The sequence below is a fragment of the Sulfurimonas lithotrophica genome, assembly GCF_009258225.1.
Lineage (GTDB): Bacteria > Campylobacterota > Campylobacteria > Campylobacterales > Sulfurimonadaceae > Sulfurimonas > Sulfurimonas lithotrophica.
Window position 1 is genome coordinate 58,865 of the sequence record NZ_CP043617.1, and the last position, 23,842, is coordinate 82,706.

Genomic DNA, 23,842 nt, shown 5'->3' on the forward strand with positions numbered 1-23,842 from the left:
TGACATGGCAGGTTCATTAAGAAATAGAGGGCGTAGAGAAACTAAAAGAGATGCATCTGTTAACTCAGAATCTATTAGAGATACAGCTAGCAGTGAGCCCAGCAGTGATTTAGAACTTTACGCAAAGGAAGTTCTTAGAAGCTTGATTAATGACAACTTGCCGCCAACCCCTAATAATTACTCACTATATTTCGACAGACTTTTAGAAGATAAGAGTGAAAACTTTCGCAAACAAATTATGTCTATGCTTGAACTTGAAGAGAGTAACGACGCAGAAAATACCATTATGCTTGAGCAAAGTCTAAAGCAAGGTTTTACATCGGTAAAAGGTATTTTAAACGTTACGGCATCGCTATATAAAAATATCTCTTTAATGAGTAAGATACTTAAAAAAAGACGTGATGAGTTGGATGAGAGCAGAGGCGATAACGGTGCATCAAGCAGTGTAATAGCATCTTTAGAAGGTGATGTAGCCAAATTAAACGCTATACTTAAAAAACAATCCGGTACTTTAAAATCACAGTACGATGAAACTGCCAAAGTTGTTAAAAATGTTGAAAATGAAACCATATTTGATAATAAATACGGTGTATATAACAAACGTTATTTAATGACAAAACTTGAACAAGAGATAGAACTGGTACGTGAATTTAAACATAGTTCTTCTTTAATTATGGTTGAGTTAAGTAAAGAGCTTATAGAGAATGTCAATAATGAAAAAGCTACGGTATTAATGACAAGAACTATTGCCAGACTTCTTCTTAAGACTTCAAGAAGAAGTGATACTGTAGCATACTATGGTAACGGACAATTTGCGATGCTGCTTAAACATACGGACTTAGAGAGTGCGAAAAAAGCAAGTGAGCGTTTAACCGAATTAGTTTCAAATTCTAATTTCTTTTTGGCCGATCGTGAAATTCAGCTTAAAATTGCCATTGGTATTACAGATATCAATCCATCATACTCTGTTGAAGAGACAGTAGTTAGTACTATGGATGGTATAGAAAAATCATATATGGATAGAAATAGCGATTATGCAGTATCGCTAAAAAACAAGTCTTAGAGTTTTTTATATGAAGTTGAATATAGTAACTTATCCAGATAAAATTTTACGCCAAAAATCCAATGAAGTTGAAAAGTTTGATGAAGAATTGCACGAGCTTCTGGATGCAATGTATCCGTTTATGATGCAAACCAACGGAATAGGATTAGCAGCTATTCAAGTTGCACATCCCAAAAGAGTACTTATTATAAATATACCCGATGAAGAAGATGAACAAAGTGATGAGAACTTAATAGAGATGATAAATCCTGTTATTACAGAAAAAAATGGTATTACTACATATCAAGAGGGTTGTTTGAGTGTACCAACTTTTTATGAAGATATAGAGAGGTTTGAAGAGGTTAGGGTAAACTACCAAGATAGATTCGGTAATACAAAAACACTTGAAGCAAACGGTCTTTTAAGTATTGCAATTCAGCATGAGATGGATCACCTAGAAGGGATTTTATTTATAGATAAATTATCATACTCACGTAGAAAGAAGTTTGAAAAAGAGTATAAAAAGTATCAAAAAGAACTAAAATTAAAAAAATAACTTTATGTTAGATGGCATTATGCCATTGAACCAGAGTTAATCTGTATCCCTCTTTAACTTCCTTAACCTCATGTGAAAAGTATGGATTGCTTGGAAAAACAATCATATCACCGGCTTTTGGTTTTAATGTGATCGTATTTCCATCATAGTCTTTTAAAAAATTAAATATAAGTTCCCCACCGTTGAATGTAAATTTGTCTTTTAGAGTTTCGGAGTAAGATGTTGCAAATAATACGGTGGTTAGTTTTCTCTCCGGTGCAACCGTAGTATATCCGACTATATTGTTTTCTTTGTCCAAAAGTGCATTCGCATCATCCGAGTGTTGGATATAAAAACCGCCTTTTTTATATTCGAGGGCCTGAACTTCCGTTGAAATAGTTATAGCCAAATTAAAATAATCTTCAATTATAGGCTGATATTCTATAAAACGAGATTTATATAATGAATCTAAATGTTCATCTAATGAATATATATTTGTATCTCTATACTCTTTCACGACTTTAGGATTTACGACTCCCGATATAAGTTCAGTCTTCACTTTTGCTATTTCTGCCTCGTCATCTTTATAAACAGAATTTACAAAAAGTGGAAGCTCATTAGCTTTTAAAAAATCTTTTATTATTAAAAAAGGAGTTGCTTTATATGGACTTGGTAGATAGTTGTTTTGTATATCGAGATTGTATATATATTCATCTAAAAAGATGGATTCGCTTATTTGAATCAAGGTAAACCTCATTGGATAAAGTTGGAAATCATACTCCTTTTTCTAAAATAATGCAATACTAAAATATGACAATTTGCAATAAAATTTAATTTTTTTTATAAAAATAGTTAAGATGTAAAAAAAATAAATGGATAAACTATGAAAAAAATATCCTGTGCTACATATGAAGGCTTAGATGCAAAAGTTGTGATTGTTGAATCCACACTGACTAAAGGTCTGCCGTCTTTTAGCATCGTAGGTATGGCATCATCGAGTATAAATGAGAGTAAAGAGCGTGTAAAGTCTGCTTTATTAAGTAACGAATTTAAATTCCCGCCTAAGAGGATAACTCTTTCTTTGGTACCCTCAGATGTTAAAAAGGACGGCTCGCATTTTGATTTAAGTATAGCATTAATGATAGCTTTAAATGAAGAAGATGATGAATTTTCAGATTGGTTTGTTTTTGGAGAACTGGGCTTAGACGGAAGCGTGAGAGAAAATGGCTATTTGTACCCTCTTCTTCTCTCTTTGGCTAATCAAGGTATTACAAAAAAAGCTATAGTTCCATATGAATCTCTTGAAAAACTATCAAAAATACCAAATATAGAATTCTATGGTGTTAAAACTCTCAGTGAAGCTATAGATGTGTTAAAGTCAGATGAATATATGCCAAGTTTGTCTGAATTTGATTTTCCATATCCAAGTTATACTTTAGATCAGAAATATTATGTATATAACAAATATGATGAAGATTTTTCAGATGTTAAAGGTCAAGACGTGGCAAAAAGGGCTGCACTTATTGCGGCTTGCGGGATGCATAATATTTTGCTTGAAGGAAGCCCCGGAAGCGGGAAAAGTATGATAGCCCAGAGATTAAGATATATATTGCCGCCCCTTAATAAAAGTGAGATATTAGATATTGCAAAATTAGAGAGTTTAGATGATAAAGAACCAAGCTTTAAACCGCTTCGTAATTTTTGCTCACCTCATCATACATCGACATCCGCATCTATCTTTGGAGGAGGCTCTTATAAATCTCGTATAGGGGAGGTTGGTTTGGCTAACGGAGGCATACTGTTTTTCGATGAATTGCCACACTTTTCAAAAAGTGTTTTGGAAGCTTTGCGTGAACCAATGCAAGATGGAAAAATAAAAATCTCTCGTGTTAATTCAAAAGTAATATATCCTGCAGATTTTTTGTTTATCGGAGCAATGAATCCGTGTCCTTGCGGAAATTTACTCGATGAGTCTAAAGAGTGCAGATGCAATGAGATGGAAATACAGCGTTATAAAAACAGATTGTCCGAGCCTTTTTTAGACAGGATAGATTTAAATGTAGTAATGTCTCAGATCAATGCAGATGACAAAGCAAGTATGAGTTCTCGTCAGATGCATCAGAGGGTTATAGATGTTCATCATATTATAAAAAAACGTGGGCAGAAAAACTTTAATGCCAAACTATCTGATCAAGAAGTAGATAGGTACTGTGTATTAGATGTAGATGCTAAAGATACTTTGGATATGGCTATAAACAGATTTGCACTCTCTTTTAGAAGTATAAAAAAAATACAAAAAGTTGCACGTACTATTGCCGATATCGATGCAAGTGAAATAATCAATAAAAAACATATATTGGAAGCTTTGAGTTATAGAAAAAGATAGAGTATAATTTTATATGTCTATATTTCAAAAAACTATAAAATTGCATCCTAGACCAAAAGGTTTTCATCTTATAACGAGAGAGATTGAAGATGCTCTATTATCATTCCCAGATATAAATCATGGGATATTAAATATTTTTTTAAAACATACATCTGCATCACTTAGTATAAATGAAAATGCAGACCCGACTGTACGCGCTGATATGGAAGAGTACTTTAGTGATATGATTGACGATAAACCATACTATATGCATACATATGAGGGTGAAGACGATATGCCCGCACATATAAAAAGCTCTATTTTAGGAAATTCACTAAACATACCGATAACAAATGCAGAAATGAACTTGGGAGCTTGGCAAGGTATATATTTGGGAGAACATCGTGATAATGCACAAAGCCGCAAATTAGTTTTGACTATGCAGTACTAATATGAAAAAGTATATATTATTTGATAATGACGGAGTACTAATTGAAACTGAGATGTGGTACTTTGAAGCTAGTAAACGAGCTTTAAAAGAGTTCTTTGATTTAGAGCTTACATTTCATAGGTATATGGATATTATGGCTAAAGGTAAGAGGGCTTGGGTTATAGCTGAAGAAGCAGGTATAAGTGAAGAAAAAATAGTTATTGCCAGAGAACAAAGAGACAGATACTATCAAGAGTATATAAAAACAAAAGATATAACTATTGATGGTGTAATTGAAACTCTAAAGTGCTTGAATAGAGATTATAAAATGGGAATAGTCACTACTTCAAGAAGGGTTGATTTTGAACTTGCTCACAAGGGGCGAGGGATTGTTGATTATATGGAGTTTGTTTTATGTGTAGAGGATTATCCAAATTCAAAACCGCATCCGGACCCGTATCTTAAGGGCTTAGAACTCTTTAGTGCATCTAGGGATGAGTGTATAATTATCGAAGATTCAAAAAGAGGGTTAAGTTCTGCTGTAAATGCAGGAATAGAGTGCATAATAGTTCATAATGAGTTTACTAAAACACACGATTTCTCAGCTGCTACATATAGAGTAAAAAAGATTACTCAGTTACCTGAACTTTTAAACTCTATACATTGTAATAAGTAGCATTAGGGTGGTAAACCACCAATGCAGAAGTTGACTGCTCAGGATGAATCTGAAAAGTCTCACTAAGTTCTATTCCAAACTCTTCTGGTTTTAACAAGTCAAACAGAGGACGGTTAAGCTCCAAATCCGGACAAGCCGCATAACCGAAGCTGTAACGGCTACCTTGATATTTATTCATCTGAACATCTGCTAAAGTTGAACCTTCGCCTTCTGAGATTCCAAGATCAAGTCTAATTTGTTTGTGTGCTATTTCAGCAAGTGCTTCTGCAAGCTCAACTCCCAAACCGTGAAACTGATAGTACTCGGTATATTTACCCTCTTCATAAATGCCTTTTTCTATCTCACTGAGTTTTGCACCTGCACTTACACAAGTAAGAGCTATAACGTCGTGTCTGTCTGAGTGAAAAAAGTCACTTAAAGCGCGGTGAGGCTGTTTGCTTTGACGTGGAAATGTAAACTCTTTTATAGCCCTTCCCATTACATGTTCAAGATGCTCAGTGTTTACTTCGCTCTCGGAGTTATAACCTTCGCTCTCATCAAAGATTAAAAGTGTGTTGTCATCGCTTCTGCAAGGCCAGTAACCGTAAAGTATGGTAGGCTCAAATAGACGTTCTTCTAAAAACTGTTTTTTTAGCTTTTCGTATGCAGGCCAAACTACTTCATCGAGTTGTTTCTCATAATCCTCTTTACTCATTCCTTTAGAACTGTAACCCCAGCGAGATTTAAAAAGTAGCTTATGGTTAATCCACTCAAAAGCCATCTCAATCTGAGCATCCGTAAGTCTTATTTCACGTCTTCCCCAAAAAGGAGGTGTCGGAACTTTAACATCACGCGAAGGCATTTTCAACTCTTTAAACGGCGGAATTACAATCTCTTTTTTCTCTTTTACTGTTTTATCTTCACTATCCTTACCGTGAAGGTCGGTGTCAAAATTTCCAGCTTCGATTCTGCTCATGGCAGTTACACCGTCAAACGCATCTTTACAGTAAAATATCGGACCGTCATAAAAAGGACGGCAAAATTCATCTATAAAACTTCTAGTTAAAGCGGCTCCGCCTAAAAGAATCGGTATATCAATCCCTTGTGCTTTTAGAGCTTCAAGATTTTCTTTCATAACCTGAGTCGATTTAACAAGTAATCCGCTCATACCAAAAGCAGATATATGACCATCTTTGGCTGCTTGAATAAAATCATCAAGCTCTACCTTAATTCCTAGGTTATTCACTTTAAAGCCGTTATTTGTAAGTATGATATCTACAAGATTTTTTCCAACATCATGAACATCACCCTTTACAGTTCCGAGTGCCAAAGTGGTATCTACAGCTTTTTCAACTTTTGGCAGATGCGGGTTTAAATAATCAACCGTAGCTTTCATAGTCTCTGCAGATTGAAGTACGAATGGCAGCTGCATCTGACCTGAACCAAACAGTTCCCCGATGACCTTCATAGCATCTATTAGAATTTCATTTACGATTTTTTCAGGTGAAATGGTATGACGTACCTCTTCAACGAGAGGAATCATTCTCTCTTTATCACCGTCCATCAAAAGTTTGGCGATTTTTTCTTCATCACTCATAGCAAGATACTCTTCATCTTTGGTCTCTGTATCTACGGCTTCTTTAGATGAAAAGTGTTCTATAAACTCAAAAAGAGCATTTTCTGTTTTATTGAAGATAAGGTTATTACATACGTCTTGATCTTCCTGAGAAATTTTATTTATAGGGATAATATGTTTAACATTTATAATAACACTTGTGAGGCCCGCTTCGACACAGTGGTGTAAAAACATAGAGTTAAGATAAGGTCTTGCATCTTTATCAAGTCCGAAAGAGATGTTCGAGAGTCCTAAAACAGCTCCGACTTCGGGATGCTTAAGACGTAGCTGTCTTATTGCTTCAATGGTATTTATACCCGCATCCAGATACTCTTCATCACCGCTTCCAAGAGTAAAAGTAAGTACATCAAAGATTAGGTCTTCTTTTTTAAGCCCATGTCTATTTGTTGCTAAATCTATTATTCTATCGGCAACTTCTAGTTTATGCTCAACTGTTTTTGCCATACCGATTTCATCTATAGTCAGACATACTAAACTGGTACCGAATTTTTTAGCTAGCTGACAAATCTCATCTAACTTCTCTTCTCCGTCTTCAAGATTAACCGAGTTTATAATAGGTTTACCGCCGATATTTTTTAGAGCAGTCTCAAGACCTTTTACCTGAGTAGAGTCCGGCATAAGAGGAAGTGAGATTTTTTGGTTATACATACTCATAACCGCATTCATATCTTTAGTCTCGTCACGTCCTGCAAAGCCTACGTTTACGTCTATAACATGTGCACCTGCACGAACCTGCTGTTGAGCTACACTTAAAGTGCCTTCATAATCTTCATCTAAAAGAAGTTCACGAAAGGCTTTTGAACCTGTTGCGTTTGAACGCTCACCCATAAGAAGCGGTGCAGGTTCTTGCATTAGCGGAGTTGAATGGAAAAGTGAAGCTACAGACGTAGGATGACTTCCTCTTGGCTCCTTTGGTTTTATAGCTGATACTTTATCAACAAGCGCACGTATGTGTTGAGGTGTAGTACCACAGCATCCGCCTAAAAAACTAACTCCGTTAAAGTCCAAAAATTTCTCTTGTTGAGTCGCAAATTCATCAGGACCCATTGGGTAGTAAGTATAACCTCCGCGATTTTGAGGAAGTCCGGCATTTGCATGTACAGATATCGGTTTATGCCAAAGCTCGCTTAGAGTTTTTACGTGTTTTAAAACCTGTTCCGGTCCAGTCCCACAGTTAAACCCGAGACTTAAAATATCAAACGGCTCTAGTATAGTCGCAATGGTAGTTGCATCCGTACCTATAAGCATCGTACCGCTAAGCTCAATTGTCGTACTAACCATAATTGGAATATTTTTATCTCTGCTTTTGTTTGCAGCCTCGCAAGCATGAAGTGCCGCTTTTATCTGAAGCGGGTCTTGTGCAGTTTCGAGTAAGAAAATATCAACCCCACCGTCAATAAGTGCTTCACAAAAAACCGTATAACCCTCAAACATCTCATCATATGTTATGTGACCGAGCGATGGCAGTTTAGTTCCCGGACCTATAGAGCCTAAACAAAAGCGTGGATGTTCAGGTGTGCTAAATTTTTTACATTCAGCTTTAACTAGTTCCGCTCCGGCTTTGGTCAACTCATATGCACGCTCACTAATGCCGTACTCATCTAACACCCAAGAAAATGAACCGAATGTATTTGTAGTTATTAAATCAGCACCCGCCGTTAGGTATGCATGAAAAATCTCTTGCATAATTTGGGGGCATGTAACATTTAATAGCTCGTTACACCCTTCATTTCCTTCCCATGCCTCTTTAGGGATTTTATCTTCACGCTGTTGAAGCTGAGTACCCATAGCACCGTCAATAATAAGAGGACGTTTTTTTATCGTTTGTAAAATATATTTTTTTGTATCTATCATATGATTTAATCTTTATTAAAATTCTCTCTTATTTTATCCAAAGGGAGCATAAAAAATACTTTTACATTTTTTTAGATTTTAATACCTTAAGTTATATTTATGAAAATTACATAATAAATTTTTATGCTATAATCTTGGAGTATATTATAAAAAGGAATATGTGATGTTGAAAAAAATATTTTCTATATCATTACTTACTTCTGCACTTATATTTAGCGGATGTGGTAGTGCCGACAGTGAAGGTGAAACAAGATTGGAAACACAAGATGCCATTGATACCGGTAATTATGCCGTTGCTATAGCAGCTCTTGAAGCAAAATTAGTAAAAACAGATGAAGATTATTTACAGTTAGCTTCCGCATATATGGGGCAAGCCGGATTCAGTTTTACCGAGTTAATTTCTATTATGAATCAAAGTACAAGCGGTAATACTGAAGCATTTGCAAGTTTTTTTGAAAGTGTAAAAGATAATTCAAAAACTCAAAGCTTGGAATATTTAGATGATGCTATTGATTCGTATTCTGCTATAAGCGATCAAACCGATGATGTAAAATTATATTTAGGGTTAGCCTACATTACAAAAGCAACAGTCGTCGTTGGTTCGTTAAATAATGTAGCAGATGTAAATGCTTCTACAGCTGCACTTTTAAGTGACGGTATAGATGCCGTGGAGGCTGCTGCACCGACTGAAGTAGAAGATGATGTTATAGAGTTTAGAAATGAAATAGATACAAGTGTTGATGGTGTAATATCTGAGAGTGAATTAGAAACATATTTAACAAATGAAGGATTGATATAATGAAAAAAATAATCTCTTTAGCACTTCTAGGTGCTACAACCTCTTTGTTTGCATTATATGCCGAACATGCAAGTTTATATAAAGATCCGCGTATAATGGGTATGGGTGGAGCAAATGTAGCGGTTGGCGGTTACTCGACTTCAGTTTTTTCAAATCCTGCAGGTTTGACAAATATAAAAAAAGAACACGGTTATGTAGTTGATTTGTTAAGTTTGGGAGCCTCTTTTAGTTCCGACGGGATGGATTTTATAGATGATGTAAACGATGTAGAAACAAGCGATATAAATCCAAATGCTACAACGGATATGATTAATGTATTAAGAAAATATTCGGGAGAGAATTTTCATGTACGTGCAGACAACTATACGGCTATATCTAAAAATTCCGATGCTTTTGCATGGAGTGTAGGTATTTTGGCCGCAACGGAATCTAACTTTATGGCTCATCCAAACGGTGGAAGTCAAGGGTTGCTATCAACAAGTACACGTGTTTACGGCGGTGTTGTTTTAGGTGCTGCTAAACCTTATGATTTAAGTATAGGTCGTTTGGATGTCGGTATGAGTGTAAAATATATTAAGTTAGAGTCATATGAAGGTTCTTTAAGCGTAAACGATTTAATAGGTAATGAAGATGTAGATGACTTAATCGAGAGAAAATATAAAAAAGAAAATTCCGGAGTCGGTGTTGATATAGGTGTGACTTACCGTCCATTTGTTGATAGTTTTTGGAATCCTAGTTTTGGTTTAAGTGTTTTAAATATAGGTTCAATGGATATGGATGATTATTATGGTGGTCAACCTATGACTGTAAATATCGGTGCAGCGGTATCTCCAAAAATAGATATTTTTGATAAATTAGTTATAGCCGTTGATTATGTTGATTTACTAGATGAAAATAAACTTCGTTTATATGATTTAAGTAATGATACGGTTGTTACATATAAAGATTACGATGAAAGTGATTTTGAAAAAAGACTACGTTTAGGCGTTAGTTTAGGACTTATAGATACAACGTTTTTATCTACAACGTTAAATGTCGGGTTATACCAAGGTGCATATACGGCAGGTATTGATTTTCATATAGCCGTAGTAAGACTTAACTTTGCTACATATGAGGAACAAGTCGGTACGGGAGATATTGATATATCTGATAGAAGATATATGGGACAATTGGCTATCTCTTGGTAAAATAAATATGGATTATGATTAGTATAATCCATATTTATAATAATTGTTTTATATTTATTTGGTTATAATTCTGACAATATTCAAAATAGGGATAAACTATGGAAAATCAGAATATAGAAAAAGCTTCTCCTTGGAGGATTAAAAGATACTATTTTTATATATTTATAACAATAGTAGCTTTAGTTCTTCCATGGATAAAAGTTAATGGAAACCACTTTTTTCTACTTAGTTTCGATAAACTAAAATTACATCTTGCTTTTGTACAGTTTGATATGCAAGAACTTTATCTTATGCCGTTTATTTTAATGCTTTTATTCTTAGGAATATTCGGTATGACGGTTATGGGTGGACGTGTATTTTGTGGATGGGCATGTCCTCAGACAATCTTTCGTGTAATTTATCGTGATTTAATAGAAACAAAACTCCTCGGACTTCGTAAACGCATCAAAAACAAGCAACAAGAACCTGATATGTCAAAACCGGAAAACAAGGTTAAAAAAGTTATAGCTATACTTATTTGGACTTTTTTAGCATTTGTAGCTGCAGCCGATTTTATGTGGTATTTCGTTCCGCCGGAAGATTTTATAGCATATATGGCAAATCCTTCCGAACACATGGTACTTGTAGGCGGTATGCTTATAATTGTAGTGTTTTTAGTATATGACATTGTTAGACTTAAAGAGGATTTTTGTATATATGTGTGTCCATATAGCCGTGTTCAATCTGTTTTATATGACGATCATACGGTTATGGCAATATATGATCCGCATCGCGGAGGTGATATATACGACCAAGATCACAACAGACTTCCTTCTTCATCGCAAAAAGAGATTCAAGAGCGTCAAGAGTATGCTGAATGTACGGCATGTGAAAGCTGTGTTACCGTATGTCCTACGCATATAGATATCCGTAAGGGGCTTCAACTTGAATGTATAAACTGTTTGGAATGTGTAGATGCATGTACAACGGTTATGGGTAAACTCGGAAAAGAATCACTGGTAAGATGGTCAAGTGACTATGAAGTAATAGATCAAAAAGGAAAAACTAAACTTTTCCGCACAAAAATTATTGCATATATTGTTTTACTTATAGGTGTTATGATAGCGCTTGGTATTATGAGTACTAAAAAAGAACATATGCTTTTAAATGTAAATAAAGAAAACCGTCTTTATTCTATTAAAAAAATAGATGATAAATACAGAGTAGATAATGCGTATGAGTTTTTACTTCAAAATACAAAATCAGAGAAGATGAAATTTTATTTTGAAATTATACCTCCAAAAGGGATGGAAGGTAAAATTATTATCGCTAAACCAAGTAAGCCGTTTACGGTTGTACCAGGTGTTAAAAAGAAAAAAATCGTAGTACTTAGAACTACTGAAAGACTAGTAGATAACGATAGAGCAGATACGGTTATCCCTATAACAATCAGAGCATTTGCACTTGGACATGAGGATAAAATTGTCGTCTTTAGAAACTCTACATTTACTTACCCTAGAAGTGATTTGCTGAAATAAATCACACTCTCTTTTATAAGTAGAACTAATCCAAGGTAAACCTTGGGTTAATGTAAACTTATTGTATAATTCAAAAAAAACTTATACAGGAAAATAAATGGCTTTTTCAAAAGAAAATAGACAAGGCACGATTTCTGGAATCATATTTGTTGCTATATTTGCAGCAGCAGCAACTATGATTGCAGACATATCAGCCGTAAAATCATTAGGTATATCTCCACTGGTTATAGGTATAGTTATGGGTATATTTTATGCAAATACCCTGCATAATAAAATTCCTTCTGAATGGGGTACGGGTATTACATTTTCAGGTAAAAAAATACTTCGTTTTGCCATAGTTTTTTATGGATTTCGTATCACGTTTCAGCAGATTGCAGATGTCGGTATGAGTGGTTTTATGGTTTCGCTTATTATGCTTAGTACGACATTTATCTTAGGCTCTTATTTAGGTTATAAAATATTTAAAATGGAAAAAGATACTGCGATGCTTACGGCAAGTGGTGCATCGGTCTGTGGTGCAGCAGCTGTTTTGGCAACTGAACCTGTTTTAAAAGCAGAGGGTCATAAAACTGCTATTGCAGTTTCAATGGTTGTACTTTTTGGTACTATCTCTATGTTTTTATATCCTGTATTGTACGCATCTATAATTGAGCCTGCAACCGGTTTTTTACATATGAGTCCTCAAGAATTCGGTATCTACGTAGGTGGAACAATTCATGAAGTTGCACAAGTTGTTGCAGTCCCTGCATCTGTAGTCGGTGCACCTGCCGAGATGGCAAATTCTGCCGTTATCGTTAAGATGACAAGGGTAATTATGATAGCTCCGATGCTTATTATCCTTGGTATTTATCTTTCATACTCAGCTAAGAAAAGTGGTGGAGAGGCTGCAAAAGTTGGACTTGTTATCCCATGGTTTGCTGTTTACTTTATTGGTATGGCTGGATTTAACTCACTGCAAATTGTTCCGCAAAATATAGTTGACGTAATAAATGAGATAGATACTTTTTTACTTACAATGGCAATGACCGCTTTAGGTATGGGTACTATATTTGCAAAATTTAAAGGTTTGGGTTTAGCACCGCTTTATACTGCCGGAGCAATGTTTGCTTGGTTAGTTGCTGGCGGATTTATAATCACTAAACTGGTTGTTGCATTTTTTTAACAATTTAAGGAGCCTACATTTGGAAAATGTAGAGCCCGTAAAATTGTAATAAACTAAAAAAATGTACATTAAATTAAAATGTCGTAGTTGTTTTTTAACAATTTAAAATTTTGGCATCTTTAAGAGTTTCATTAATATAGACGATACTTATATCGCTGGTTTAATAAAACTCTATAAAATAAAACTATATAATCAAAACAGAAAACTATATAGGAAGCAAAAAGATGTCATATTTACCGAATACTTTAAACTCTTTTTGGCTATGGAAAGAGGTTTCAAAAAAACTAGGTGTCAGTAATCCGGCATATAAATACTGGAGGGATACACCAAATATTAAATTAAATAATAAATACGTTTTTGTAAAAAAAGACACCCTTCCAAAAAAGCATCAATATATAGAACCTATTTTAACTGATCTGTCGGGACATCTTCCTATTAAATTTGCATCTGACCAGTTGCATGTAAATGAGCATATATTTTCTTATGAGAAAATGAAGTTGCATCGCGAATTTGAATATAAATTTGTTGAAGACGTAAAATTTGTGAATATAAAAAAATTTTTTAGAGAAAACGGAATATATATTCCAAAAAACTCCATTGTGCAACTAGGTAAGTTAAAAGATTTGGATTTAGCCGCATCAAGTGCATTTTACAGATTAAAAGATGATTACGGGGTAGTAATTTACGAATGAATAGTTTTTTTATAGAGTTTCGTGACCCACTCTTTGGCATCATAGTCTTTTTTGTTTTAGTATTTTTGATTACTATATCCTCATACTGGTGGGCAAAATATAAAAATAAAGAACATACAAAATCATTAGATAATTTTTTAAATGATTTTAAAACCATACCCTCTTCAAAAGATATTGAACTGCTTGTGTCTAAAGGGGAAATGAGTGAAAAGTCCTGGTTACTTTTAGCGGCACTTTATTCAAAAAACGGTGATTTTGAAAAAAGTATAGAGATATATTCCGAACTCTTAAAAGTGACGGATAAAACAAACGTAAGAGAGATAATGTATCTCCTTGGACGGACATATTTTAAAGCAGGTTTTTTGGAGCGTTCAAAAAAAGTTTTTTTAACAATACTAAAAGATAATCCACGTTCGCCAAACGTACTACATAACTTACTTTTAGTATATGAATATATGAAAGATTACGACAGTGCATTAGAGGTATTGGAACCTTTGGATGAGCTAAAAAGTGATATCGAGCTGGATGCGCAGTATTTAAAAGCTATTAAAATCATCCATTCGACTAAAATGGATAATGATGAAAAAGCAAAAGAACTTCTTAAAATAAACAAAAAAAACGGAAATCTTACATATATGATATTTGAGTATCTATTCAGAAATAACCCGCCGTTGGCATGGAAAAATTTAGACAGTTCAAAAAGTGAAATTCTAACCGACATATTTTGGAACCTGCAAAGAAAAGATTTGGATTTTGATATAATTTCAAACAACGGATATCTAAGAGAGCTCTATAGTGCAAGAGGGGATATTTCAGATGTAACAAAAAGCAATGTATTTGAGTTTGACGTATTAATTAACTTAGGTAAAAAAAGCAGTGCTACACTGAGCTTTGAATATATTTGCGATAATTGTAAGCATATTTTTCCTTTTGCATTTAACAGATGTTCAAATTGTCACTCTATCGATACAATAAATATTGAAATATCTTTGGTAAAAAATTTTAATAGGGACTTTTGTGAAGAAAATAACTCTTTTCAGTGACGGAAGTGCATTAGGTAATCCCGGTCCCGGCGGATATGGCGTAGTACTAAGATACGCAGGCAAAGAAAAAGAACTAAGTGGCGGCGAAGCCCATACGACAAATAATAGAATGGAATTGCTTGGTGCCATAGAAGGACTTCGTGCTTTAAAAGAACCTTGTGACGTAGAGATAATATCCGACTCGTCTTATGTTGTAAAAGGTATAAATGAATGGTTGTCCGGATGGATAAAAAAAGATTTTAAAAAAGTTAAAAATATTGATTTATGGAAAGAGTATATTGAAGTCTCAAAGCCTCATAAAATAAGTGCACTATGGGTTCGCGGACATAACGGACATGATGAAAACGAACGTTGTGATAAACTAGCACGAGATGAAGCCGAGAGGCAAAAAGAATTACTGGAGAATAGTTAATGTCAAATGATATTAAGAGCCTCGAGAAGGCCTTGGGTTACAGTTTTAAAACTCCAAAGCTCATTACCGAAGCACTGACGCATAAAAGTTATAAACAGCCCTACGATAATGAGCGTTTAGAATTTTTAGGAGATGCAGTATTGGATTTGGTTGTGGGTGAATATCTGTATAAAAAATTTCCAACTTCGGATGAAGGAAAATTATCTAAAATAAGAGCTTCATTAGTAAATGAAGACGGGTTTAATAAATTAGCAAAGTATTTGAATTTAGGCGATTATATATATTTATCAAATGCCGAAGAAAAAAATGGAGGCAGAAAAAAGGCATCTTTGCTTTCAAATGCATTTGAAGCTGTTATGGGGGCCATATATTTAGAAGTGGGTTTAGAAAAAGTTCGTGATGTTGCACTTGACTTGATAGAAAAAAACTACGAGACGATATCTCTTGATGAGTTATTTAAAGATTTTAAAACATCTTTGCAAGAGATAACACAGGCAAGATTTGGAATTATTCCGGAGTATGATGTTATAGCATCCAGAGGCCCTGATCATAAAAAAGAGTTTGAAGTAGCAGTCGTAATAAATAATAAAGAATATGCAAGAGCTGTCGGAAAAAGTAAAAAGATAGCACAACAAGAGGCCGCAAAAGTTGCGGTTAGTATGTTAAAGAAGGAAAAGTAGTGAATAGTTTTGGCCAGAAGTTAAGGTTTTCAACATTCGGTGAATCTCACGGTGTTGCACTTGGTTGTATTTTAGACGGAGTACCGGCAGGACTTAAGATAGATGAAAAGTTTATTCAATCTGAACTTGACCGTAGAAAACCCGGAAAAAGCGAGTTTGAAACAGCAAGAAAAGAGGCTGACAAAGTCGAGATACTAAGTGGTGTATTTGAGGGTTTAAGTACGGGTACGCCTATAGCTATGGTTATCTATAATACAAATCAAAAATCTAAGGACTACTCAAACATAAAAGATATTTTTCGTCCAGGTCATGCGGATTTTACATACTTTCACAAATACGGTTTACGCGATTACCGCGGCGGAGGCAGAAGTTCAGCCCGTGAAACGGCAGCACGTGTTGCAGCGGGTGCTATAGCAAAACTTATGATAAAAGAGCTAGGTATTGAAGTAAAAAGCGGAATTTGTGAAATTGACGGTATTAAGTCCAAAAACTTAAACTACGAAGCTGCAAAAAAAAGTATTATATTTGCTTTGGATGCAGAGATGGAAGATGCTCAAAAAGAAGCGATTTTAAATGCTAAAAATGAGCATGACTCAGTCGGTGGTGTATCACGTGTAAAAATTAGCGGCGTACCCGTAGGTCTTGGACAGCCGCTTTATTATAAACTTGATGGAGTTTTGGCAGATGCCATGATGGGGATAAATGCAGTCAAAGCGGTCGAGATAGGAGATGGCATACTCTCATCATCGGCTAAAGGCTCGGATAATAATGACGAGATTCGCTCAAACGGCTTTGAGTCCAATCATGCAGGCGGAATACTCGGAGGTATCAGTAACGGTGACGATATAATTTTAAATGTGCATTTTAAGCCGACCCCTTCTATATTTAAAGAACAGCATACCGTAAATACAAAAAACGAGGAATTAGACTTTTCGCTAAAAGGAAGGCATGACCCATGTGTAGCCATAAGAGGGACAATAGTATGTGAAGCTATGGCTGCTTTAGTTATAGCGGATATGTGTTTGCTAAATATGGGATCAAATATGGACGGTATTTTAAAATACTATAAGTAAGGAATAGTTTTGAATAAAGAAGATATAAAAAAACAACTTCAAAAAGATATAGAGATTTATATAAAAGATGCCTCAAATATAGAACCGTATATAAAAAGTATGAATTCTTTAAATAAATGGCTAGACGAGATAAAAAAATAATGAAGATTTTGTGTACCGAAACTTTTGAGAAACAATTAAAACATATATTAAAACCTATGGCTAACCAAAATTTTGAAGATACAAAAAAGTTTAAAACGTATCTCGATACAATTTTGATAAATATACCTACAAAAGCTGCAAAATATAAAAAATCTGTTTACTATGATAATGAGAATGTAAAAGATGTAGAATATGAACAATATACCATAGTTTTCTATATAGACGAGCTAAATAATAGCTATGTGATTTTAGGAATATTTGATAAAAATAACTAGTACGAACCCCTTTGTATAAGCCTAAATAATAAGCTGTATTATTGTGTGTAATATAATAAGTTATTATCTAAATTACTCTCACTTATACCATGTTTTTTGTGTCAATTAGTAACAAGATATATCACATTTATATCACTGTATCACAAAAAAAACACATTTTGCAAAATAAATAATGATACAATGACAGAGTTTAATTTCACTATATTAATAAAATAATAACTGAAATTCAAAGATATTAAAATTATAAATACGAAGGAGAAAGTATGGATAATAAGAAATCTGAAAAAGACTTAGAAGCATCTAGCAGAAGAGATTTTTTTAAAAAAACTGCCATAATGTCAGCAGTAGCTCTTAGCGGAACAAGTCTCGCAGCATCAGAAGACGATCATGCTATTATGCACCACCCTAAATGGGGTCAAACATGGGGTGATCCGATAACGAAAAATCTTTACGGTGTACCGTCAAAGTATGAGCATAATGTAACTAGAAGATATACAAAACTATTAGCTTCCGGTAACTATAGAGCATCTATCGCAGTTACACCGATTCATGAATCAGAAGGTATTATCACACCAAACGGTCTTTTCTTTTCACGTGCTCACGGTGGTGTAGCACATATAGATCCAAATGAATTTCGTTTAATGATTCACGGTTTAGTTGAAAAACCGATAGTGTTGACATTAGATCAACTGAAACGTTATCCAAGCGTTACGCGTACTCACTTTATCGAGTGTCCTGCAAACGGCGGACAAGAGTGGCGTGCTCCGCAGTTTAATTCTCTACAATTTTCCAAAGGTTTTATGAGCTGTGCACAGTGGACAGGTGTGTATATAAAAACAATTTTAAAAGACTTAGGTCTTAAACCTGAAGCTCAGTGGATGCTTGCAGAAGGTAGCGATAACTCTGAAATGGGTCGTACTGTTCCTTTAGACAAAGTTCTTGATGATGCAATGATTGTTTGGGGTCAAAACGGCGAGGCACTTCGTCCTGAACAAGGTTATCCTGTTCGTCTTCTTCTTCCGGGTTGGGAAGGAAATTTATGTGTGAAATGGCTTAAACGTTTAGAATTCTCAGACGAGCCTTGGTATGCTAAAGAAGAGACTTCAAGATATACGGCTCTTAAGCCAAGCGGAAAAGCTATACAACATTTTTATGCAAACGAAGTTAATTCAACGGTAGTTAAACCGTCTCCTGAAAAACCATGGACAGATCTTAAAGAAGGCGATGTGGTAGAAATTGAAGGTCTTGCATGGTCTGGAATGGGCACTATTACACGTGTTGATTTATCATTTGACGGTGGTAACAACTATGTAGAAGCTAAACTAAAAGGTCTTGTCCTTCCAAAATGTTGGACTCGTTGGTCTTACCTATATACAATACCTAAAGGTTTCAAACATACTAACGGTAAACAACTATTACTTACATCTCGTGCAATGGATGATGCAGGTTATATTCAACCGACCGTTCAGCAAGAAGTTGATATGATGGGTGTTGAGTCAATTTACCATAGAAACGGTATAGAAACTTGGGAAGTAAATGAAAAAGGAGAGGTAAACCATGTTCAAATTAGAAAAGTCTAAATTATTAATCTCTGCTTCAGCAGTTAGTTTAGCTGCTTTGTTCGCAGCAGGATGTATGGGTAATGCTGCACCGGGTAATGCAAACGTTGCTACTGCGGCTGATATTGCCGGTGGTGTTATCTATCCAATAGAAAATGGAAAAACAGGACCATATGCGGTAAATGAAAAAGCATTGGCAAACAGTGTTTATCAAGGTCGTGTACCGACTGCAAATGAGTTAAAAGCTTGGGATAAAGATATTCAGGCAGGTGGTAAAGGTTTACCTGAAGGTGAGGGTTCTGTCGAAGAGGGCGAAGAACTTTATGAAGCTCAATGTGTAATGTGTCACGGAGATTTCGGTTCAGGCGGTGGCGGATATCCGGCATTATCAAAAGGTAATGCTTATGCTGGTCAAAAAACTTTAACAAATAATAGATGGAAAGACCCTGAAGCTGACGGTCCTTCACGTTTCTTCGGTTCATACTGGCCAGAAGCTAGTACAATGTGGTGGTATATTAAAGATGGTATGCCTCATCCAAAATCTAAAACTCTAACAAATGACGAAACATATGCACTAACTGCATATATGTTACTGATTAACGAGTTAAAAGTTGATGGTGAAGTAGTTGATGAGGAATTTGTTTTAAATAAAGAAAACTTTTCTAAAATCGAAATGCCTAATAAAGACGGTTTTGAACCAAATATAGAAGGTCCAAAAGCATTAGAAGATGTCCGTGCATATTATGCAAATCCTAAAAATTTTGGAGCTATAAAACTTCAAAAAGGTGAAGAACCTTGTATGACAAATTGTCAGCAAACTGATAATATTGTTCGTATTGCTAATGGCGGTATAGATGATTTTCATCCTCCAATGTCGGTTGAGAGATCTTTGCCAAAGGTTGAAAAAAAGGAAATTGATCCTAAAAAAGTATATGCTACAAACTGTGCAATGTGTCACGACAGTTATTTAGCACCTGGGTCTGGCGAATGGTCGGCTTTCACAGGAAAAGGTATGAAAAAAGTTCTTGCAAACGCAATTAAGGGTACATCAGGCGGTATGCCTGCTCGTGGTGGAACTACACTTAATGATGCAGATATGAAAATTATGGTAGACTATATAGTCACAGGAAAATAAAGAGAAGGATGATATATTATGGATAGAAGAAATTTTTTAAGTTTTACACTAGGTTCATTAGCATTAGCAGCAATTCCTGCTAGTGTTAAAGCTGAGGATTATAGAAAGTTAAAACCGTCTGTATGGACTGCTCATACAGTTGAAGATGCTATTAAGAACCTATACGGTACTTTAGATATGACAATGAAAGGGGTTAAGTTAAAAACTCCTGATGTTGCTGCAAACGGTGGTGCAATCCCTGTTGATTTTTCAACTAAGATTCCTGCTAAAACAGTGTCTGTATTTCAAGATGCAAACCCTGAGTCTGCTGTTATAGTATATGACGTAAATCCTTATGATATGACTGATTACTCAATCAAAATCAAAATGGGTAAACCTGGAACTATTACCGTAGTTGTAGAGGGTCAAGACGGTAAGCTTTACGCTGCTAAAAAATCTTTAGACGTTGCAAAAGGTGGATGTGAAGGTTAATCCCTAACATCTCTTTTGAAAAATAACTGATAATATAAAGGAAAACTATGAGAGTAAAAGCAAAATTAAAAAAAGGCGTAATCAAAGTTAAGTGTATGGCTAAACACGGAATGATTACATATAATCAAGCTGAGAAAAAAACCGGTAATAGAGATGATGCTAATTTTATCACTCACATGAGCGGTACAATTAACGGTAAAACTGTTATTGATATGTCAACTAGTCAGTTTTTATCTAAAAATCCTATTTTTAAATTCAAAATCAAAGGTGATGAATTTAAAGAAGGTGATACATTAAAGATGAGTTGGGTTGACCGTAAGGGTAAAACAGGTAAGGGTAAAGGTAAAATCAAGTAATTTACTTTTATCATGCAATAACAATAAGGAAAATACAATGAATGTTTTTATTAAAATTTTTCTTATTGTTTACTGCCACAAGAGTCTCTATTTTCAAGAGACATAAATCACAATAAACTTTTATTTAACATATCTATATTTCGATAAATTGTAGTAAATATATGAAGCTATATTTATCAGTAGATAGTGTTTTTAAGATATTTAAGTTTATTAATACTAAGTTATATTTGAATAAATATAACTTTAAATAAGGTTAGAGGAAGCTAGATGACAGAGGGAAACATACTAGAGCTGTTTATATCTGTAAAGGGTCAAGACAATAGAAAAAGTAAAAGACTCATTACTTTAGACGAAAAAGGTGTATATGAAGACAAGTTCTATGGAAAAAACGTCCAAAGATCAGTTTTAATTACATCTGTTTCAAGTTATGAACTTGCTCTAAAAAATGGGATAAATGCTCCATATAGCTCATTAGGCGAAAATATTTTAATAGATATAAATCCATATCATTTAACTCCGGGCGATAAAATTGAAATTGGAGAAGTTATACTGGAAATAACTCATAACTGTACAATATGCAACAGCCTTTCAAAAGTTGATAGTGCTTTACCTAAACTGCTTGAAAACGATAGAGGCATTTTTGCCAAAACTATAAAAAGCGGTAATATAAAAATAGGCGATAAGGTTAAATTTTTAAAATAGTTTTATAAAAAAAAATTATTTTAATTTAAATTTTGATATTAAAATAAATTATTGTAATATAATATTACAAAAATAAAAGGAAACATATGAAGTTGAATAAAATACTTTCGGTAGTTGCTATCTTTTTTGCAATTACGTCTTCTGCATTTGCTAGTGCTCCTCAGAGCGTACAAGTTTTTTCATCTAAAAACTCAGACGGTAAGATTACACCAAAAACAATAGGTGCCGCATTTGAAGCGAATGGTCTTAAAATGGGTGGAAACAATAATATGAACACACCGTTTGAGTTGAGATTTAAAAAAACTTACTATAAAACTTATCATTTAGCGATGTTTCGTAATAACGAACTAAGTATAAAGCTTGTAAGAAAATATCCTCATTTTGGTAGATTAGTTCCTTTAACTATGTCTATTTGGTCTGAAGGTGATACAATGAACGTATCTACTTTAACATTGGAAGGGATTGCCAGAACAGCAAAATTACCTGCAACCGATCCTGACTTAATAGCATATTCAAAGATGATTGAAAAAGCTTTAAAAGCTGCTATGCCAAATGGAAAGTTTAAAAAATTAAATCATAAAGTACTAGATCCAAAAGCTACATACGAGATTAACTTCACGTCAGAATTGGATGAAGATGCAGACGGTGATGAGTGGCGTGATAATTTTGAGATGGAGTTTGAAGGTGAGATGGAACCTATCGGATTTTTATTTCCAAACTATACAAATATGAATGAAGAGTTATTTGAAGAAGCAGGTATAGATGATTTTGATTTTTATATCACTTATTCAATTTGTAAATTTGACGTAATATTCCCTGTATCTAAGGAAACGCCTGAAGCCGGTGCGTATGCTCCGTGTTCTATGTATGCATACAAGAAAAAAGGTGAAAATATGGTTCATATAGGTTATTTAGGTGTTGATAACTGGATTAAAACTTTAGATATTAAAGATGAGCACGCTAAAAAGCAACTTTATGATGCTCAAGGTATGATTAACAATATCTTATCTGAATTAACTGAATAGTAAATGGATATATAAAAAAGAGGTAAACGAAAATGTTTACTTCTTTTCCATAGCATTTTTAGCACTTTTTAGTGCATTTCCCAAAGCTTCTTTAGCTATACCCCAAGCCTGTATCCCCATTTGTTTAGCCTCTTTTGCTTTATTGCTTTTAAGAGCTGTATCTGCTTTTTCAACGGCTGTTTTTGTAAAGTTGGATACTTTTTCTCTAATTACGCCTGCCGTTTCTTTAGATATAACTACTAACTCTTCTAAATCGAGATGCATCTTTTGATTTAACTCGACAAGTATTTGTCTTATTTCAGGAGATGATTCGTTAGCTTGAGTTTGAATTACTTGCATAAAAAGAGTATCTGTTTGATTTAAATCCTCCATTATGTTATCGTAGTCCTCTATAAGTATATGTTTTGCTTCTAAAGGCATATATGCTACGCGACGTTTAAATCTCTCAATGGAGTGTAAAAGACCGCTTCTCATACCTTTTAGAGTCGGGCTTAAAATATTTAGGGCATTATTCGGACTAGCCTCAGCTATATCTATGACTGAGCTAAGGATTGTAGCTAAAATTTTTCTGGTACGGATAGTGCTGAGTGAGCCTTCTTTTATAGCTTGATAAGTTATTTCTTTTATAACTTCTTGTATATTTTCACTTGCTTCAGAATCTTTTGAACGCTCTATAGATGTAATTACAGCTGACTCGACCGTTTGACTTAATATATCAAAAATATCTATTGATTGTAGTTTTACTTGGTGTAGTTTTGACAAGGTATCTGCATCTGTTGGATCGATTTTAGATTCAATTGCTTCAAACACTGCATATTTAATATTTTGCAAATCTTGTCTTTTTTTATGAAGTTTAGATTCTATAGCCTCTTTTTGAGAAATCAATTCCTCTAGTTCATCATGAACTTTTTCACATTCTAAATCTAAGACCGTATTAGATAGAGCTTTCATCTCATGCAGGTTTAAAGCAGTTAAATCTACATGTAGAGTATTTTGAGTTTCATCAATAGCATGGGTAACTCTTTTATCAATTGAGCGGTACCTGTGGTTGTACAACTTTTTTATATCGGTTATAATCTTGTCTAAATCCATCTTC

The 23,842-nt window shown here is 34.4% G+C and carries 25 protein-coding genes; 22 read left to right on the forward strand and 3 right to left on the reverse strand.

Annotated elements, in window-relative coordinates; all coding sequences use genetic code 11:
* Nucleotides 1-4: 4 nt before the first annotated feature.
* Together FJR48_RS00285 and def are read left to right on the forward strand one after the other, a co-directional pair.
* On the forward strand, nt 5-1,063 hold the full coding sequence (locus FJR48_RS00285; protein ID WP_152306184.1) for a GGDEF domain-containing protein: 1,059 nt from the start codon (nt 5-7) through the stop codon (nt 1,061-1,063).
* A 10-nt stretch (nt 1,064-1,073) separates the two neighbouring features.
* Nucleotides 1,074-1,598, forward strand: coding sequence for a peptide deformylase (gene def, locus FJR48_RS00290; protein WP_152306185.1), 525 nt, complete (start codon nt 1,074-1,076; stop codon nt 1,596-1,598).
* Nucleotides 1,599-1,605: 7 nt separating this feature from the next.
* On the opposite strand, the gene FJR48_RS00295 is transcribed toward def, so the two are convergent.
* Nucleotides 1,606-2,322: a 2OG-Fe(II) oxygenase gene (locus tag FJR48_RS00295; protein ID WP_188108586.1), complete on the reverse strand. Its 717-nt coding sequence runs from the start codon at nt 2,320-2,322 to the stop codon at nt 1,606-1,608.
* 138 nt (nt 2,323-2,460) lie between these two features.
* Here FJR48_RS00295 and FJR48_RS00300 point away from each other — a divergent pair, with 138 nt between their 5' ends.
* From FJR48_RS00300 to FJR48_RS00310, 3 genes are read left to right on the forward strand one after another with little or no spacing between them, the layout of a single operon-like run.
* Nucleotides 2,461-3,963 (forward strand): YifB family Mg chelatase-like AAA ATPase, encoded by a 1,503-nt coding sequence (locus FJR48_RS00300; RefSeq protein WP_152306187.1) that lies wholly within the window; start codon nt 2,461-2,463, stop codon nt 3,961-3,963.
* 13 nt (nt 3,964-3,976) lie between these two features.
* The gene (locus FJR48_RS00305; RefSeq protein ID WP_152306188.1) at nt 3,977-4,393 is read left to right on the forward strand and encodes a secondary thiamine-phosphate synthase enzyme YjbQ; all 417 of its coding nucleotides are present in this window, start codon (nt 3,977-3,979) and stop codon (nt 4,391-4,393) included.
* A 1-nt stretch (nt 4,394) separates the two neighbouring features.
* A complete protein-coding gene (locus FJR48_RS00310; RefSeq protein WP_152306189.1) occupies nt 4,395-5,048 on the forward strand; it encodes an HAD family hydrolase in 654 nt (217 codons plus the stop codon).
* Here FJR48_RS00310 and metH read toward each other — a convergent pair.
* On the reverse strand, nt 5,029-8,514 hold the full coding sequence (gene metH / locus FJR48_RS00315; RefSeq protein ID WP_152308340.1) for a methionine synthase: 3,486 nt from the start codon (nt 8,512-8,514) through the stop codon (nt 5,029-5,031). The two genes, FJR48_RS00310 and metH, sit on opposite strands and share 20 nt — an antisense overlap.
* A gap of 166 nt (nt 8,515-8,680) precedes the next feature.
* On the opposite strand from metH, the gene FJR48_RS00320 reads away from it, so the two are divergent.
* From FJR48_RS00320 to FJR48_RS00395, 17 genes are all read left to right on the forward strand, one after another.
* Complete coding sequence (locus FJR48_RS00320) at nt 8,681-9,316, forward strand: hypothetical protein (RefSeq protein WP_152306190.1); 636 nt, start codon at nt 8,681-8,683, stop codon at nt 9,314-9,316.
* Complete coding sequence (gene traF, locus FJR48_RS00325; protein ID WP_152306191.1) at nt 9,316-10,503, forward strand: conjugal transfer protein TraF; 1,188 nt, start codon at nt 9,316-9,318, stop codon at nt 10,501-10,503. Before FJR48_RS00320 ends, traF begins: the two co-directional genes overlap by 1 nt.
* Before the next feature lie 98 nt (nt 10,504-10,601).
* Nucleotides 10,602-12,020 (forward strand): cytochrome c oxidase accessory protein CcoG, encoded by a 1,419-nt coding sequence (gene ccoG / locus FJR48_RS00330; RefSeq protein WP_152306192.1) that lies wholly within the window; start codon nt 10,602-10,604, stop codon nt 12,018-12,020.
* Nucleotides 12,021-12,117: 97 nt separating this feature from the next.
* Nucleotides 12,118-13,182, forward strand: a complete 1,065-nt coding sequence (locus FJR48_RS00335) for a YeiH family protein (RefSeq protein ID WP_152306193.1) — start codon at nt 12,118-12,120, stop codon at nt 13,180-13,182.
* Nucleotides 13,183-13,406: 224 nt separating this feature from the next.
* Complete coding sequence (locus FJR48_RS00340; protein WP_152306194.1) at nt 13,407-13,874, forward strand: hypothetical protein; 468 nt, start codon at nt 13,407-13,409, stop codon at nt 13,872-13,874.
* The gene (locus tag FJR48_RS00345; protein WP_152306195.1) at nt 13,871-14,917 is read left to right on the forward strand and encodes a tetratricopeptide repeat protein; all 1,047 of its coding nucleotides are present in this window, start codon (nt 13,871-13,873) and stop codon (nt 14,915-14,917) included. Before FJR48_RS00340 ends, FJR48_RS00345 begins: the two co-directional genes overlap by 4 nt.
* On the forward strand, nt 14,892-15,329 hold the full coding sequence (gene rnhA / locus FJR48_RS00350) for a ribonuclease HI (RefSeq protein WP_152306196.1): 438 nt from the start codon (nt 14,892-14,894) through the stop codon (nt 15,327-15,329). Before FJR48_RS00345 ends, rnhA begins: the two co-directional genes overlap by 26 nt.
* On the forward strand, nt 15,329-16,009 hold the full coding sequence (rnc, locus tag FJR48_RS00355) for a ribonuclease III (RefSeq protein WP_152306197.1): 681 nt from the start codon (nt 15,329-15,331) through the stop codon (nt 16,007-16,009). Before rnhA ends, rnc begins: the two co-directional genes overlap by 1 nt.
* Nucleotides 16,009-17,082 (forward strand): chorismate synthase, encoded by a 1,074-nt coding sequence (gene aroC / locus FJR48_RS00360; RefSeq protein ID WP_152306198.1) that lies wholly within the window; start codon nt 16,009-16,011, stop codon nt 17,080-17,082. Before rnc ends, aroC begins: the two co-directional genes overlap by 1 nt.
* A 9-nt stretch (nt 17,083-17,091) precedes the next feature.
* Nucleotides 17,092-17,223, forward strand: coding sequence for a hypothetical protein (locus FJR48_RS12395; RefSeq protein ID WP_277872376.1), 132 nt, complete (start codon nt 17,092-17,094; stop codon nt 17,221-17,223).
* Nucleotides 17,223-17,498, forward strand: a complete 276-nt coding sequence (locus FJR48_RS00365) for a type II toxin-antitoxin system RelE/ParE family toxin (RefSeq protein ID WP_152306199.1) — start codon at nt 17,223-17,225, stop codon at nt 17,496-17,498. The genes FJR48_RS12395 and FJR48_RS00365 overlap by 1 nt, the downstream gene beginning before the upstream one ends.
* Nucleotides 17,499-17,761: 263 nt before the next feature.
* On the forward strand, nt 17,762-19,078 hold the full coding sequence (gene soxC, locus FJR48_RS00370) for a sulfite dehydrogenase (protein ID WP_152306200.1): 1,317 nt from the start codon (nt 17,762-17,764) through the stop codon (nt 19,076-19,078).
* Nucleotides 19,056-20,192 carry a c-type cytochrome gene (locus tag FJR48_RS00375; RefSeq protein ID WP_152306201.1) on the forward strand — a complete coding sequence of 379 codons (1,137 nt, stop codon included), beginning with the start codon at nt 19,056-19,058 and terminating at the stop codon, nt 20,190-20,192. The genes soxC and FJR48_RS00375 overlap by 23 nt, the downstream gene beginning before the upstream one ends.
* A gap of 18 nt (nt 20,193-20,210) precedes the next feature.
* Nucleotides 20,211-20,663 carry a thiosulfate oxidation carrier protein SoxY gene (locus FJR48_RS00380; protein ID WP_188108587.1) on the forward strand — a complete coding sequence of 151 codons (453 nt, stop codon included), beginning with the start codon at nt 20,211-20,213 and terminating at the stop codon, nt 20,661-20,663.
* A 47-nt stretch (nt 20,664-20,710) separates the two neighbouring features.
* Complete coding sequence (gene soxZ, locus FJR48_RS00385) at nt 20,711-21,019, forward strand: thiosulfate oxidation carrier complex protein SoxZ (protein ID WP_152306203.1); 309 nt, start codon at nt 20,711-20,713, stop codon at nt 21,017-21,019.
* Nucleotides 21,020-21,286: 267 nt separating this feature from the next.
* On the forward strand, nt 21,287-21,721 hold the full coding sequence (locus FJR48_RS00390) for an MOSC domain-containing protein (RefSeq protein WP_152306204.1): 435 nt from the start codon (nt 21,287-21,289) through the stop codon (nt 21,719-21,721).
* A gap of 86 nt (nt 21,722-21,807) precedes the next feature.
* On the forward strand, nt 21,808-22,746 hold the full coding sequence (locus FJR48_RS00395) for a DUF302 domain-containing protein (protein ID WP_152306205.1): 939 nt from the start codon (nt 21,808-21,810) through the stop codon (nt 22,744-22,746).
* A gap of 36 nt (nt 22,747-22,782) precedes the next feature.
* Here the strand turns inward: FJR48_RS00395 and FJR48_RS00400 are convergent, their stop codons facing one another.
* Complete coding sequence (locus FJR48_RS00400; RefSeq protein WP_152306206.1) at nt 22,783-23,838, reverse strand: DUF6781 family protein; 1,056 nt, start codon at nt 23,836-23,838, stop codon at nt 22,783-22,785.
* Between the last annotated feature and the right edge of the window lie 4 nt (nt 23,839-23,842).

What these genes read in the sequence shown, in the direction of transcription:
- FJR48_RS00285 (WP_152306184.1), top strand. Translation starts at nt 5, where the DNA reads ATGGCAGGTTCATTAAGAAATAGAGGGCGTAGAGAAACTAAAAGAGAT.
- def (WP_152306185.1), top strand. Translation starts at nt 1,074, where the DNA reads ATGAAGTTGAATATAGTAACTTATCCAGATAAAATTTTACGCCAAAAA.
- FJR48_RS00300 (WP_152306187.1), top strand. Translation starts at nt 2,461, where the DNA reads ATGAAAAAAATATCCTGTGCTACATATGAAGGCTTAGATGCAAAAGTT.
- FJR48_RS00305 (WP_152306188.1), top strand. Translation starts at nt 3,977, where the DNA reads ATGTCTATATTTCAAAAAACTATAAAATTGCATCCTAGACCAAAAGGT.
- FJR48_RS00310 (WP_152306189.1), top strand. Translation starts at nt 4,395, where the DNA reads ATGAAAAAGTATATATTATTTGATAATGACGGAGTACTAATTGAAACT.
- FJR48_RS00320 (WP_152306190.1), top strand. Translation starts at nt 8,681, where the DNA reads ATGTTGAAAAAAATATTTTCTATATCATTACTTACTTCTGCACTTATA.
- traF (WP_152306191.1), top strand. Translation starts at nt 9,316, where the DNA reads ATGAAAAAAATAATCTCTTTAGCACTTCTAGGTGCTACAACCTCTTTG.
- ccoG (WP_152306192.1), top strand. Translation starts at nt 10,602, where the DNA reads ATGGAAAATCAGAATATAGAAAAAGCTTCTCCTTGGAGGATTAAAAGA.
- FJR48_RS00335 (WP_152306193.1), top strand. Translation starts at nt 12,118, where the DNA reads ATGGCTTTTTCAAAAGAAAATAGACAAGGCACGATTTCTGGAATCATA.
- FJR48_RS00340 (WP_152306194.1), top strand. Translation starts at nt 13,407, where the DNA reads ATGTCATATTTACCGAATACTTTAAACTCTTTTTGGCTATGGAAAGAG.
- FJR48_RS00345 (WP_152306195.1), top strand. Translation starts at nt 13,871, where the DNA reads ATGAATAGTTTTTTTATAGAGTTTCGTGACCCACTCTTTGGCATCATA.
- rnc (WP_152306197.1), top strand. Translation starts at nt 15,329, where the DNA reads ATGTCAAATGATATTAAGAGCCTCGAGAAGGCCTTGGGTTACAGTTTT.
- FJR48_RS00365 (WP_152306199.1), top strand. Translation starts at nt 17,223, where the DNA reads ATGAAGATTTTGTGTACCGAAACTTTTGAGAAACAATTAAAACATATA.
- soxC (WP_152306200.1), top strand. Translation starts at nt 17,762, where the DNA reads ATGGATAATAAGAAATCTGAAAAAGACTTAGAAGCATCTAGCAGAAGA.
- FJR48_RS00375 (WP_152306201.1), top strand. Translation starts at nt 19,056, where the DNA reads ATGTTCAAATTAGAAAAGTCTAAATTATTAATCTCTGCTTCAGCAGTT.
- FJR48_RS00380 (WP_188108587.1), top strand. Translation starts at nt 20,211, where the DNA reads ATGGATAGAAGAAATTTTTTAAGTTTTACACTAGGTTCATTAGCATTA.
- soxZ (WP_152306203.1), top strand. Translation starts at nt 20,711, where the DNA reads ATGAGAGTAAAAGCAAAATTAAAAAAAGGCGTAATCAAAGTTAAGTGT.
- FJR48_RS00390 (WP_152306204.1), top strand. Translation starts at nt 21,287, where the DNA reads ATGACAGAGGGAAACATACTAGAGCTGTTTATATCTGTAAAGGGTCAA.
- FJR48_RS00395 (WP_152306205.1), top strand. Translation starts at nt 21,808, where the DNA reads ATGAAGTTGAATAAAATACTTTCGGTAGTTGCTATCTTTTTTGCAATT.
- FJR48_RS00400 (WP_152306206.1), bottom strand. Translation starts at nt 23,838, where the DNA reads ATGGATTTAGACAAGATTATAACCGATATAAAAAAGTTGTACAACCAC.